This window comes from Solihabitans fulvus (genome assembly GCF_008386585.1).
Classification (GTDB): domain Bacteria; phylum Actinomycetota; class Actinomycetes; order Mycobacteriales; family Pseudonocardiaceae; genus Solihabitans; species Solihabitans fulvus.
The window spans coordinates 18,727-31,662 of sequence record NZ_VUOB01000043.1; the positions used below are offsets into that span (position 1 = coordinate 18,727).

Sequence of the window (12,936 nt, forward strand, 5' to 3'; positions counted from 1 at the left end):
CAGGTGGAGGAGTCAGGAATGCGCCAGAGGTCAGAGGGCATCGCGACCGAAGCTCGGCTGACCGCACTCCTGGAGACGACCCGATTTGAACACCGTCCTGAACCTGGGGATCCTCGCCCACGTTGACGCGGGAAAGACCAGTCTCACCGAACGCCTGCTCTTCGACGCCGGCGTCATCACCGAGGTCGGCAGCGTCGACAGCGGCAGCACGCAGACCGACTCGATGGACCTGGAACGCCGCCGCGGCATCACGATCCGGTCCGCGGTGGTCTCGTTCACCGTCGACGACCTGACCGTCAACCTCATCGACACGCCGGGGCACTCCGACTTCATCGCCGAGGTCGAGCGGGCGCTGCGCGTCCTGGACGGCGCGGTCCTGGTGGTGTCGGCTGTGGAGGGCGTGCAGGCGCAGACCAGGGTGCTCATGCGCACCCTCGCCGCGCTGCGCATCCCCACGCTGGTCTTCGTCAACAAGATCGACCGGATGGGCGCGCGGTACGACGACCTGCTGGCGGACATCCGCCGCAGGCTCACCCCCGGCGCGCTGGCGATGAGCGGCGTCAGCGGCCTCGGCACCCGCGCAGCCCGGACCCACCGGCATTCCCTCGCCGACGACGCGCACGCCGGGCGGGTGCTGGAGTCGTTGGCGGAACACGACGACCGCCTCCTGGCGTCCTATGTGGATGGTTCACTGCCGGCCGACCGGACCGTCATCGCGCGGGAACTCGCGGCGCAGACCGGCAATGCCGTGGCGCACCCGGTCTTCTTCGGGTCCGCGATGACCGGCGAGGGCGTGCCCGAGTTGGCGCGCGGCATCCGCGACCTGTTGCCCCCGGCCGGCCGCGCGGCGGACGGCCCGCTGTCCGGCACCGTGTTCAAGATCGAGCGCGGCGCGGCCGGCGAGAAGATCGCCTACCTGCGCCTGCACTCCGGCGCGATCGACACCAGGGCGCACGTCGCCTGCTACCGCAGAACGGACTCCGGCGCGGTGGTCGAGCAGTCCGCGCGGGTGACCGCGATCCGGGTGTTCGAGCGCGGCGGGACGGTCGGCGCGGCGCGGGCGACCGCCGGGTCCATCGTGCAGGTGTGGGGGCTCAAGGACATCCGGGTCGGCGACCGGTTGGGCTCCCCGCCCGACCCCGGCTCGGACGCGTTCTTCGCCCCTCCGACGCTGGAGACCGTGGTCCGGCCGCGCGATCCGGCGCAGCGGCCTGCGCTCTACGCGGCGCTGCGCGGGATGACCGAGCAGGACCCCTTCATCAACACCCGACACGACGAGGAGCGCGGCGAGCTGTCCGTGCGCCTGTACGGCGAGGTGCAGAAGGAGGTCATCGAGGCGACGCTGGCCGAAGAATTCGGTGTGGCAGTGGAGTTCGCGCCGACGCGGGCGGTCCACCTGGAGAAGCCCGTCGGCGTCGGCGAGGCGGTCAAGGTGATCGAACCGCGTGAGGCCAACGAGTTCTGGGCGACGATCGGGCTGCGCGTGGAGCCCTCGGCGGAGGGCGCCGGGGTGAGCTACCGGGTCGCCGTCGAGCTGGGTTCGCTGCCGCGCGCGTTCCGCACGGCCATCGAGGAGACCGTGCACCGGACGTTGCGGCGGGGCGGCCCGCACGGCTGGGAAGTGACCGATTGCATTGTGACATTGACCAGATCGGGCTTCGCGTCGCCGATCTCGACGGCGGGTGACTTCCGGCGGCTGACGGCGCAGTTGCTGGCGGAAGCGTTGCGGCGCGCGGGAACGCGGGTGTACGAGCCGCTGACCCGTTTCGAGGTGGAGGCGCCTGCGCCTGCGGTCAGCGGGGTGCTGGCGCGACTGGTGGAGCTCGGCGGCCTGCCGCAGCTCACCGACTCGGGTGCGGCCGTCGGACGGGTCGAGGGCGTGTTGCCGGCCAGCCGCGTGCACGAGTTCGAACGGACGCTGCCGGGCCTGACCCAGGGCGAAGGCGTGTTCCTGTCCCGATTCGCGGGCTTCCGGCCCGTTGTCGGCCGCGTGCCGACGCGAGGATGAGTCCGGATCCCGTCACGATTCGTGTTCATCCCTTGGCACACCACAGTGGTCCGTTTGGCAGACGCGACAACTGGACTGTTCGGAGCAACGTCGGAGAAGCTCGGAGTGTGCCGAGCATCCCGCTGGAACATCGAGCAGTGGAGGTTGCACCATGTCACCGAACAAGCGCTTGGTCGGTTGGTTCGGCATCGCGGCCGTGGTCGCCGGCACCACCCTTGCGGTGGTGGCGCCGGCCCAGGCCGCGGCGCCGCGCGCGGCGGAGGCAAGGCAGATCACGCTGCGGCTGGCGAGCCAGCCCGACCAGGTCGCGAACGTGGCGGGGGCGTCCAAGGAGAACGGGGCGCAGGTCATCCAGTGGCCCCTGTCGCAGGCCGCCAACGAACGCTGGGAGCCCGAGTCCACACTGGATGGTTACTACCGGTTCAAGTCGGTCAACAGCGGCCTGTGCCTGAACGTGCGCGGCGGCGGGAGCCAGGACGGCGCCCCGGTCATCCAGTACACCTGCGGCGGCTCGGCCAACGAGCTGTGGCGGTTCGTCCAGAAGGGCATCGGCTACCAGGTGGTCAGCAAGAGCAGCGGCAAGTGCCTCAACGTGCGCGGCGGGGTCGGCCAGGGCAGGGAGCTGATCCAGTACACGTGCGTCGGCGGCGGCGCGCCCAACGACGTCTGGTTGCCGGTGTGGGAGCACGGCGCCAGCTGAGCCCCGATGGTCTTGTAACGCCTCATCCGTTACAGTGCGGGTAACGGATGAGGCGTTACACGCACTGGAGGGCTCAGATGGACCGCGACGAGGGCTACCGACTGCTTGCCGAGCTACAGGACGAGCCGTCCAGGGAGGCGGCCCGCGCCACCCTGGACGCCGTGGCTCCCGGGTTCTTCGACTGGATCGTCACCAGCCTGTTCGGCGGCACCTACCAGCGCCCCGGCCTGTCGCTGCGAGACCGCCAGATCGCCAACCTCGCCGCGCTGACCGCGATGGGCGGCGTCGACCCGCAGCTGGCCGGGCACGTGCGCACCAGCCTGCGAATCGGCATGACCGCCGAGGAGATCGTCGAGGTGTTCGTGCACCTCGCACCCTACGTCGGCGTGCCAAAGGCACTCGCCGGCCTTCGCGTCGCCACCGCCGCGCTGGACGGGGCCACGTCGTGACCGCCGTGCGCACCGTCCTCGGTGACCTCGCGGGCGCGGACCTCGGCGTCACCAACTCCCACGACCACCTGTTCTTCCGCTCCGCGCTGCTGCCGGGACAGGAACTCGACGACGTCGCGGCGGCCGAGGCCGAGCTGCGCGGCTTCGCCGACCTCGGCGGCCGGACCGTCGTGCAGTGGACGCCGTTCGGGCTCGGCCGCCGCGCCGAAGCGCTGCCCGAGCTGTCCCGCGCGACCGGCGTCACGGTCGTCGCGGCCACCGGCCTGCACCGCGCGGCGCACTACGCGCCCGGCCTGGTCGACCGGGTCCGCGACCGGCTCGCCGACCTGTTCGTCGGCGAACTCACCAAGGGCGTGCTGGCCGGCGACGACCCCGACGGCGCGGTCCTGCCGTTCCGCGCCGGGCTGATCAAGATCGCTGGGGCCTTTCACGACCTCGACGCCCACGCGCGGCACGTCCTCGTCGCCGCCGCCGAGGCGCACCACAGCACCGGCGCGCCGATCTCCGTGCACCTCGAACACGGCACCGCTCCCCTGGACGTGCTGCACGTGCTGCACGACTCGCTCGGCGTGCCACCGCAGCGGATCATTCTCGGACACCTCAACCGCTCGCCCGACCTGATGGTGCACCGACAGGTCGCCGACACCGGCGCGTGGCTGGCCTTCGACGGGCCGTCCCGCGCCAACCACGCCACCGACTGGCGGCTGCCCGAGTCGCTCGTCGCGCTGGTCGCGGCCGGGCACGGCGGCCAGGTGCTGCTCGGCGGGGACACCACGACGGCCCAGGCGCGCGCGGCCACCGGCGGCGGCCCAGGCATGCGGTTCCTGCTCACCACGCTGCGCCCCAGGCTCGGCCACGACCTCGGCGAGGACCAGGTGACGCGGTTCCTGGTCGACAACCCGGCCCGCGCCTTCGCCGTCGACTGGCGCTGACGTGCCAGCGAGCCGCGCTCCGAGCCGGCGGCGCGGACCCGACCCGACCCGGTAGGGTGGCGTCCGTGCACAGGTGCTTCCCGATCACCCCGCCCCCGCGCCCCTGAGCGGGACGGTCTTTCGCGCGCGTTGAGCGCGTCCGCACGGTGAGCGCGTCCGCTCGCCGGGGTGACTCACAGGTTCGTCCCGCTTCCGCGACCAATCCCTTCTCGTCGCAGGAGCACGTACCTTCATGCACATTTCAGACACAACGCTGTCCGGCGCGCGCCCTCGTTCGCGCGCCGGACTCGTCTGCCTCGCCCTGTCCGGACTGCTGTGGGGCACCGGTGGCCTGACCGGCTCGCTGCTCGGCCGCGCCGCCGGCCTGCCGCCGCTGGCGGTGGCCACCTACCGGCTCGCCGTCGGCGGGGCGCTGATCATCGCGTTCCTCGTCGTCACCGGCCGGCGATGGCCACGCGGCCGGGCCGCCTGGACCCGCGTCGCCGCCGTCGGCGGGCTCGCCGCGCTCTACCAGGCCAGCTACTTCGCGGCGGTGTCGCTGACCTCGGTCAGCCTCGCCACGCTGGTCACCATCGGGGCGTGCCCGGTCGCGGTCGTCGCGGCGGAACGGCTGACCGGCCGCCGCCGCGTCGACCGGCGCACTGTCGGCACAGTATGCCTTGCGCTGGCGGGACTCGGGCTGCTGGTCGGCCTGCCCACCGGTGGCTTCAGCGGGTGGTCCGTCCTGGGCAGCGCCTGCCTCGCGGTGCTCTCGGCGGCCGGCTTCGCCGCGCTCACCCTGCTCGGCGGGACGGCCGTGCCCGGCCTGGACGAGCTGACCACGACGGGCCTCGGGTTCGCCGCAGGCGGCCTGCTGCTCACCCCGCTGGCCGTGGTCGCCGGCGGCCTCGGCTTCGCCCCGACCGCGACCTCCATCGGCCTGCTGGTCGCGCTGGGGCTGGTGCCGACGGCGGTGGCGTACACGCTCTACTTCCGGGGCCTGCGCACCGTCGACGCGAGCACGGCGGCGGTGCTGGCGTTGCTGGAGCCGCTGACCGGGACGTTGCTGGCCGCGCTGCTGCTCGGTGACCGGCTCGGCTGGCCGGGCCTGGTCGGCGCGGCGCTGCTCGCCGCCGCCGTGCTGCGCTCCGCGCGCTGAGCCGATTCCCGTGGCCCGGTCGGGTTTTCGCGGTCCGACCCGACCGGGCCACGCGGGTGACATGATCGTCGGCATGAGCCAGTTGGCGCGGGTCGAGCCCGGGGAGGCCGGGTTCGACCCGGACCGCCTGTCGCGAGTCACCAGGTTCGTCGAGGACGAGATCGCCGCAGGCCGACTGCCCGGCGCGGTGCTCGGCATCGTGCGCGGCGGCCGGATCGCCCACTTCGAGGCGCTGGGCCACCGCGACCCGCAGCGCGGCGTGCCGATGACGGCCGACACGCTGTTCTGGATCGCATCGATGACCAAGCCGATCACCACCGTCGGCGCGCTGCTGCTGCACGAACAGGGCAGGCTCGTGCTCGACATCCCGATCGGCGACCACCTGCCGCAGTTCGCCGACCGCCGCGTCGCCGACCTCGCCGCGTGGCCTGGCGAGGGAGCACCGATCCCGACGCGCGCGGCGGCACGCCAGCCCACGATCCTCGACCTGCTGCGGCACACGGCCGGCATCCCGGAGGGAATGCTCGGCGACTCCCCCGTGCACGCCCTCTACACCGACGCCGTCGGCGACGGCATGACCACGCTGACCGGCCCGGAGTACCTGGACCGGCTCAGCGGGCTGCCGCTGCTGCACGACCCCGGCACCACCTGGCACTACGGGTTCGGGCTCGACCTGCTCGGCCTGATCATCGAGTCGATCGCCGGCGAGTCGCTCGGCGCGTACCTGCGGTCGCGGGTGTTCGAACCGCTCGGCATGCACGACACCACCTTCGGCGTGCCGGAGGACCGACGCGACCGTTACGCCGCCGCCTTCCCCGCCGACCCGGAAACCGGTGCGCCGCAAGAACTTCCCGACCTTTCGGTCGCCGCGTTCGACTCCGGCGGAGCCGGCCTGGTGAGCACCGCGGCCGACTACCTCAGGTTCGTCCAGTTGCTGCTGGCAGGCGGCGACGCCGACACGGGCCGCCTGCTCGGCCGCAAGACCGTCGACTACATGCTGGCCGACCAGCTCGACCAGGACACCGACGTGCGCAGGCTGGCCCGCCCCGGCTGGAACCCTGGGCACGGCTTCGGGCTCGGGCTTGCCGTGCGGCGGCGGCAGGGCGGGGCGTCCACGCCGGGTTCGGTCGGCGAGGTCACCTGGCCCGGCGCCGCCGGCACGAACTGGTGGGCCGACCCGGCCGAGGATCTCGGCGTCGTGTTCATGGCGCACACCCCGTCGCGGATCCAGTCCCACTACCAGCAGCAGATCAAGGCGCTCGTGCTGCAAGCCCTGGTCTGACCGCCTTCTTGGCGCCCGGTCAGGACACCGGGGCCTTGGCGCGCAACACCGCGACGAACTCCCGCATCCACGCGGGATGGTCGGGCCACGCCCGCGCGGACACCAGCACGCCGTCCACCACGGCCTCCTCGTCGACGAACTCGCCGCCCGCCGCCCGCACGTCGGGAGCCACCGCCGGATACGCGGCGGTGCGGCGGCCGTCCAACACGCCGGCCGCGGCAAGCACAAGGGCGCCGTGACACAGGTGCGCGAGCGGCTTGCCCTCGGCGACGAAGTGCCGCACGATCCGCTGGAGGTCGGCGTCGTTGCGGATGTACTCCGGCGCGCGACCGCCGGGCACCACCAGCGCCGCGTAGTCGGCCGGGTCGACGTCGGCGAAGGCAAGATCGGCCGGCCAGGTGTGGCCGAGCTTCTCGGTGTAGGTGTCGAAGCCGTCCACGAAGTCGTGCACCACGAACTGGAGCTTCTTCTTCGTCGGCGCGGCGATGTGCACCTCGTAGCCCTCCTCGAGCAGCCGCTGGTACGGGTACATCACCTCCAGCACCTCGGCGGCGTCACCGGTGACGAGCAGGATCTTGGGCACGGGAACCTCCTGGCGCGCGAATGTCGCCGCACAGCCTCCCGCCGCGCCCGGTGCCGGCTCTAGCGCCAGACGGGCGGCGTCGCGAAATCCGGTTGCCCGACCCGACCGGAACGGGCTACCGTCGCCACATGATCCTTTGATGCGCTCCGCGTCCAGTACGTGTCCGCGCGCCCGGTTCCCCGGTCGTCGCGCAGAGTGCCTCAGGAGTTTCGTGCCTACCCAACTCGCCCTTCGGGGTGTGTCCAAGTCCTATGCCGGTCGTCCCGTGCTCGACGCCGTCACCTGCGCGATCCGGCCGGGTGAACACGTCGGTGTCGTCGGCGAGAACGGCTCGGGCAAGTCGACGCTGCTGCGGCTGCTCTCCGGCGTCGAGGCGCCCGACGACGGCGAGGTGACGGTGACCGCCGACGGCGGCGTCGGCCACCTCGGCCAGACGCTCGACCTGCCGCCCGAGGCCACCGTCGCGGAGGTGATCGACACCGCCCTGGCCGACCTGCGGGCCATCGAACGCGCGCTGCGGGCCGCCGAGGCGACCCTCGGCGCGGCCGGGCCCGAGGAGCTGGCCGCCTACGGCGAGCTGTCGGCGACGTTCGAGGCGCGCGGCGGCTACCGCGCCGACGCCGAGGTCGACGCCGCCATGCACGGCCTCGGCGTCGGCGGCCTCGCGCGCGACCGCAGGCTCGGCAGCCTCTCCGGTGGGGAGCAGGCCAGGCTGGCGCTGGCGTGCCTGCTCGCGGCGGCGCCCGAGGTGCTGCTGCTGGACGAGCCGACCAACCACCTCGACACTGCGGCCGTCAGCTGGCTGGAGGACCGGCTGCGCGCCCACCGGGGCACCGTCGTCGCCGTCTCGCACGACCGCACGTTCCTCGATCGAGTGGCCACCGCGATCCTCGAGGTCGACGGCGACCGGCACACCCTGACCCGCTACGCGGGCGGGTACGCGGGCTTCCTCGCCGAGCAGGCCGCCGCCCGGCACCGCTGGGAACAGCGGTACCAGCAGTGGTGCACCGAGATCGCCGCGCTGGTGGACAGCGCGACGACCACCGCCCTCGCCGTCGCCCACGACCGGCCGCCGCGCGACCGCGAAAAGATGGGTTACGGCAGGCGCGCCGGGCGCGTGCAGGGTTCGGTGTCCAGCCGCGTCCGCAACGTGCGGGAACGCCTGCACCGCCTGCGGGCCGACCCGGTGCCCCGTCCGCCCGACCCGCTGCGCTTCGCCGCGCGCCCGACCGCGGGCACCGTCGCCGACGGCGCGCTGGTGACGCTCGCCGGCGTCGCGGTCGGCGATCGCCTGGTGGTCGACGAGTTCGCCGTGTCCGCCGGGGAACGGCTGCTGGTGCACGGCGGCAACGGCGCGGGTAAGACCACGCTGCTGCGGGTACTGGCCGGCGACCTCGTACCGGACCGGGGCACGGTGCGGCAACGCGGCCGGATCGGCTACCTCGCGCAGGAGATCCCGGTGACCCGGCCGCGCACCGGCCTGCTCGCGTCCTTCGCGGAGGGCATGGTCGGCACCCAGGAGGAGCACGCGGACGTGTTGCTGTCGTTGGGGCTGTTCCGCGCGCAGGACCTGCACACGCCGGTCGGGGCGCTGTCGGTCGGCCAGCGCAGGCGCCTGGCGTTGGCCAGGCTGCTGGTGCGGGAGGTCGACCTGTTGCTGCTGGACGAGCCGACCAACCACCTGTCGCTGGCGTTGGTCGAGGACGTCGAGGTGGCGTTGGCGGAGTACCGGGGCGCGGTGGTCGTGGTGTCGCACGACCGGCTGCTGCGCAGCCGCTTCCCCGGCGGCAGGAGGGAGATGCGGGCCGGTCGGCTGGTCGCCTGACCGGGCGGCCTACCGCGGTGGTTGCAGGCGGGCGGCCGAGAGTTCAACCCTGCGTGGGATGTCCCCCGCGGCGCGCGGTCGTAGGTTCTGCGCGACGCGAGGGGGGCGGGCGGCCGATGAGCACAGCCGACCAGCACGACGACACGGCCGGACGCGCGCGCGGCGACCGCGACCACCAGTGGTTCCTCGACGAGGCGTGGCCGAACTGGCTGGGCAGCCGGCCGCCGCTGCCACCGCCGTTCGAACCCGACGATGACGATGATCCCGGCGAGTCTCCGCGTCGAATGTCCCGGTGATTGATCACTACGGGCTCTCCCACTGGTCCGAATGCGGCAGGATCGACTGGTGACCGACAACGACCAGTGGCGGATCGAGTTCGACGCCGCCGTGACCTTCAGCAACGGCGGCGACCTCGTCGTCCGGGGATTCCGGCTCGACATCCCCGGCGCGGACATCGACGAGGAGGCGCTGACCGAACTGTTCGTCGCGCATCTCGGGCTGCTGATGGTCGACAAGATCCGGTTCAGCAACAGGCGGCTGCTCAACGAGGCGCACAAGGGTTCGCGCGGCGTGCCGCCCCCGGCGGCCCCCGCGCGGCGGCTGGTCGAGCTGAGCCACCCGATCCGACACGGCATGGTCACCTATCCCGGCATTCCCGGGCCGGAGATCGGCGAGCACCTGAGCCGGGAGGCGTCGCGGCAGCACTACGGGCCGGGCACCGAGTTCCACATCGGGCGGGTCACCATGACCGCCAACACCGGGACCTACCTGGACACGCCGTTCCACCGGTTCGCCGACGGCGCCGACCTCGCGGCGCTGCCGCTGGCCAGCTTCGCGGACCTGGACGGGATCGTGGTGCGGGTGACCGGCAGCGCCGAGCGGGCCGTGTCCGTCGCCGCGCTCGCGCCGCACGACGTCAGGGGCAAGGCCGTGCTGGTGCACACCGGCTGGGACCGATTCTGGGGCACCGAGCAGTACTTCACCGGCCACCCCTACCTGACCGCCGACGCGGCCGCGTGGCTGGTCGAGCAGGGCGCCGCGCTGGTGGGCATGGACTCGCTGAACATCGACTCGACCGACGACCCCGCGCGGCCCGCGCACACGGCGCTGCTCGGCGCGGGCATCCCGGTGGTCGAGCACCTGCGCGGCCTGGCGCAGTTGCCGCCTCGGGGCTTCCGGTTCACCGCCGCCCCGCCCGCCGTGGTCGGGCTCGGCACGTTCCCGGTGCGCGCCTACGCGGTCTGCTGAGCGGCGGCGACGCTCGCTCATTCCCTTCGGGGAATTGAGGCCATTCCCGCTCTCGGCTGTACTTCTGTCTGACAACGACGATCAACCCTGGGGACGGACACCATGTCCAGCACGCTCACCACCACCGCCATCGGATACCACCTCGACCGGGTGGGCAACGGCACGGACGGCCTCACGCTGCGCGAGACGGAGTTCCCACAGCCGGGCCCGCGCGAGGTCCTGATCAGGGTCAGGGCCGTGTCCCTCAACCGCAGGGACCTGATGATCCTGGACGGCACCTACCCGCTGCCCTCCGCGCCCGGCGTCGTGCCGGTCAGCGACGGCGCGGGCGAGGTCGTCGCGGTCGGCGGCGACGTGTCCCGAGTGCGGGTCGGCGACCGGGTCGCGGTGACCTACTTCCGCAGGTGGATCGACGGTCCGGTGACGGCCGCGGTGGCCGGCGAGCAGACCGGGTGCAACGACGAGGGCATGCTCGCCGAGTACAAGCTCGCCGGCGAGGAGTCGGTGGTGACGATCCCGTCCCACCTGTCCTTCGAGGAGGCGGCGACGCTGCCCTGCGCGGCCGTGCTGGCCTGGTCGGCGCTGACCAGCCCGGACCGGCCGATGGTCGCGGGCGACACCGTGCTGACCGTGGGCACCGGCACCGTCGGGCTGTTCGGCCTGCAACTGGCCGCCATGCTCGGCGGCCGGGTCATCGCGATCACCTCGGGCGCGGACAAGGCGGCCAGGCTCACCGCGCTCGGCGCGGCCGAGGTGGTCGACCGGGCCGACACCCCCGACTGGGACAAGGCCGTCGTCGAACTGACCAGCGGGCGGGGCGTCGACCACGTTGTCGACGCGGTCGGGCCTGCCACGCTGGAGAAGTCCATCAGGTCCGCCGGGTTCAACGGCCAGATCGCGCTGCTCGGCGCGTTCCCCTCGGGCGGCGCGCAGCTCGACCCCGGCATCTTCAACGGACGTTTCGTGACCGTCCGCAAGCTGGTGGTGGGCAGCCGGACCAGCTTCGAGTCCCTGAACCGGGCGCTCGAGCAGCACGGCACCCGGCCGGTCGTCGACCGCGTGTTCCCGTTCGAGCAGGCCATGGACGCCTACCGCTACTTCCGCGAGACCGGCCCCTTCGGCAAGGTCGTGATCAGCCTGCCCGCCTGACGCCTCGGCCGGTCCACCCCTGGGTTGAGTCGGATCTCAGCCCAAGATCCATCCCCGGGTTGATCCACAAGCCCGCCCGCCCGGCGAGGCTTGCGGCATGCGACCACTGGCAGCACCGAAGAAGAAACGAGTTCCGGCCGTCGTGCTTGCGGCCGCCGTCATCGCCACGACGCTGGCCACAGCGGGACAGGCGATGGCGGCGGCGCCGGACACCATCGCCTGGGGCCCGTGCCCGCCGTCCCTTCCAGGACCGTCCGGCCAACCCGGCACGCGCGACCCGCGACAGCAGTGCGCGCGGATGACCGTGCCGCTGAACTATCTGACGGCCGACGACCACCGCACCATCGAGCTGGAGATCTCCCGGATCCCCGCCGCGAGACCCGACCACCGCCGGGGCGTGCTCGTGACGACACCGGGCGGCCCCGGCGGCCCCGGGCTGGACCGGCCCAGCTCGTCGATCGGCACGCTGCCCACATCCGTGACCGACAGCTACGACCTCGTCGGCATGGACTACCGGGGCATCGGCCACAGCACGCCCGTCGCGTGCGGGGTGGCCGAGCCGGACCGCAGGGCGGTGCTGAACCTGCCGTTCCCCGCGCCCGACGGCGACATCTCGGCCAATGTCGCGTTCGCCCAACGGATCGCCGCCGCCTGCGCCGCCAACGCCGGCGACTATCCGCGCTACCTCACCACCGCGAACATCGCCCGAGACCTGGACGGAATCCGGGCCGCCCTCGGCGAGCGCCGCATCTCCTACGTCGGCACCTCCTACGCCACCTACCTCGGCCAGGTCTACGCCTCGCTGTTCCCCACCCACCTCGACCACATGGTGCTGGACAGCTCGACGCCACCCGGCGGTGTGCAGGAGGCGGTGTCGTTGAAGGGTTTGGGCGTGCAGGACGCATTCCCCGACTTCGCCGCCTGGGCCGCCGCCAACGCGGCGACCTACCGCCTCGGCGACACGCCAGAAGCCGTCCGGGACACGTACTTCCGCGTCACCAGTGCCCTGGACACCGCCCCGACGACCGCGCCGAGCGGTACCGTCGTCGACGGCAACACCGTCCGGGCCGCGACCACGGCGCTGCTGGAGCAGACCGGCTACTTCCCTTCCCTGGCCAGGATTCTCCAGTTCGCCAACACCGGCAGCGCGCCGACACCGTCGGCCGCCGCCGTCCCGCTACCCGCCCTGCTCTCCGACAACTTCGTCAGCGCCCAGGACGCCATAGTCTGCGGCGACACCGTCTGGCCCCGCTCGGTCGAGCACTACGCGATCGCGACACAGGTCGACCGCTGGCTGCACCCCCTGACCAACGGCATGGCGGGCAACATCTGGCCGTGCGCGTTCTGGCCGTTCCAGCGCACCGAGCCACCCGTCCGGATCACCGGCGAAGGACCGCGCACCATCCTGATGTTGCAGAACCGCCGAGCCCCCTCCACCGCGTACGCCGGCGCCCTCCGAACCAGATGGGCACTGGGCGGCCGAGCGCAACTGATCACGGTGGACGCGGAGGGCCACGGCGTCTCGATGGTGAACCCGTGTGTCCGCACGGCTTTACGTGACTTCTTCGCCACCGACCGTCTCGACGCGACAGATCGGTGGGGGACTATCCCGCGAACGGTGT

At 72.7% G+C, this 12,936-nt stretch carries 12 protein-coding genes; 11 read left to right on the forward strand and 1 reads right to left on the reverse strand.

The annotated features are described in order from the left end of the window. Positions 1-85: 85 nt before the first annotated feature. The 6 genes from F0L68_RS24665 (at position 86) to F0L68_RS24690 (ending at position 6,509) form a co-directional block, all read left to right on the forward strand. A complete protein-coding gene (locus F0L68_RS24665) occupies positions 86-2,008 on the forward strand; it encodes an elongation factor G (RefSeq protein ID WP_223199103.1) in 1,923 nt (640 codons plus the stop codon). Positions 2,009-2,159: 151 nt separating this feature from the next. Next, positions 2,160-2,708, forward strand: coding sequence for an RICIN domain-containing protein (locus F0L68_RS24670; protein ID WP_149852177.1), 549 nt, complete (start codon positions 2,160-2,162; stop codon positions 2,706-2,708). A gap of 77 nt (positions 2,709-2,785) precedes the next feature. Then, entirely contained in the window at positions 2,786-3,157 is a 372-nt protein-coding gene (locus F0L68_RS24675; RefSeq protein WP_149852178.1) for a carboxymuconolactone decarboxylase family protein, read from the forward strand. Beyond that, a complete protein-coding gene (locus tag F0L68_RS24680; protein WP_149852179.1) occupies positions 3,154-4,089 on the forward strand; it encodes a phosphotriesterase family protein in 936 nt (311 codons plus the stop codon). The genes F0L68_RS24675 and F0L68_RS24680 overlap by 4 nt, the downstream gene beginning before the upstream one ends. A 232-nt stretch (positions 4,090-4,321) precedes the next feature. Next, positions 4,322-5,227: a DMT family transporter gene (locus tag F0L68_RS24685; protein ID WP_149852180.1), complete on the forward strand. Its 906-nt coding sequence runs from the start codon at positions 4,322-4,324 to the stop codon at positions 5,225-5,227. 73 nt (positions 5,228-5,300) lie between these two features. After that, complete coding sequence (locus F0L68_RS24690; protein WP_188316802.1) at positions 5,301-6,509, forward strand: serine hydrolase domain-containing protein; 1,209 nt, start codon at positions 5,301-5,303, stop codon at positions 6,507-6,509. 19 nt (positions 6,510-6,528) lie between these two features. Here the strand turns inward: F0L68_RS24690 and F0L68_RS24695 are convergent, their stop codons facing one another. After that, positions 6,529-7,092, reverse strand: a complete 564-nt coding sequence (locus tag F0L68_RS24695) for a DJ-1/PfpI family protein (protein WP_149852182.1) — start codon at positions 7,090-7,092, stop codon at positions 6,529-6,531. Positions 7,093-7,303: 211 nt separating this feature from the next. Here F0L68_RS24695 and abc-f point away from each other — a divergent pair, with 211 nt between their 5' ends. The 5 genes from abc-f to F0L68_RS24720 all read left to right on the forward strand — a co-directional run. Continuing rightward, positions 7,304-8,917, forward strand: a complete 1,614-nt coding sequence (abc-f, locus tag F0L68_RS24700) for a ribosomal protection-like ABC-F family protein (RefSeq protein ID WP_149852183.1) — start codon at positions 7,304-7,306, stop codon at positions 8,915-8,917. A 116-nt stretch (positions 8,918-9,033) separates the two neighbouring features. Further along, positions 9,034-9,213: a hypothetical protein gene (locus F0L68_RS24705; RefSeq protein ID WP_149852184.1), complete on the forward strand. Its 180-nt coding sequence runs from the start codon at positions 9,034-9,036 to the stop codon at positions 9,211-9,213. Between the two features lie 49 nt (positions 9,214-9,262). Next, positions 9,263-10,165, forward strand: coding sequence for a cyclase family protein (locus F0L68_RS24710; protein WP_223199104.1), 903 nt, complete (start codon positions 9,263-9,265; stop codon positions 10,163-10,165). A 102-nt stretch (positions 10,166-10,267) separates the two neighbouring features. Continuing rightward, positions 10,268-11,314: a zinc-dependent alcohol dehydrogenase family protein gene (locus tag F0L68_RS24715; protein ID WP_149852186.1), complete on the forward strand. Its 1,047-nt coding sequence runs from the start codon at positions 10,268-10,270 to the stop codon at positions 11,312-11,314. A 97-nt stretch (positions 11,315-11,411) separates the two neighbouring features. Continuing rightward, the coding region (locus F0L68_RS24720) for an alpha/beta hydrolase (RefSeq protein ID WP_149852187.1) at positions 11,412-12,936 on the forward strand (1,525 nt) is incomplete at its 3' end.

What these genes read in the sequence shown, in the direction of transcription:
- F0L68_RS24670 (WP_149852177.1), top strand. Translation starts at nt 2,160, where the DNA reads ATGTCACCGAACAAGCGCTTGGTCGGTTGGTTCGGCATCGCGGCCGTG.
- F0L68_RS24675 (WP_149852178.1), top strand. Translation starts at nt 2,786, where the DNA reads ATGGACCGCGACGAGGGCTACCGACTGCTTGCCGAGCTACAGGACGAG.
- F0L68_RS24685 (WP_149852180.1), top strand. Translation starts at nt 4,322, where the DNA reads ATGCACATTTCAGACACAACGCTGTCCGGCGCGCGCCCTCGTTCGCGC.
- F0L68_RS24690 (WP_188316802.1), top strand. Translation starts at nt 5,301, where the DNA reads ATGAGCCAGTTGGCGCGGGTCGAGCCCGGGGAGGCCGGGTTCGACCCG.
- F0L68_RS24705 (WP_149852184.1), top strand. Translation starts at nt 9,034, where the DNA reads ATGAGCACAGCCGACCAGCACGACGACACGGCCGGACGCGCGCGCGGC.
- F0L68_RS24715 (WP_149852186.1), top strand. Translation starts at nt 10,268, where the DNA reads ATGTCCAGCACGCTCACCACCACCGCCATCGGATACCACCTCGACCGG.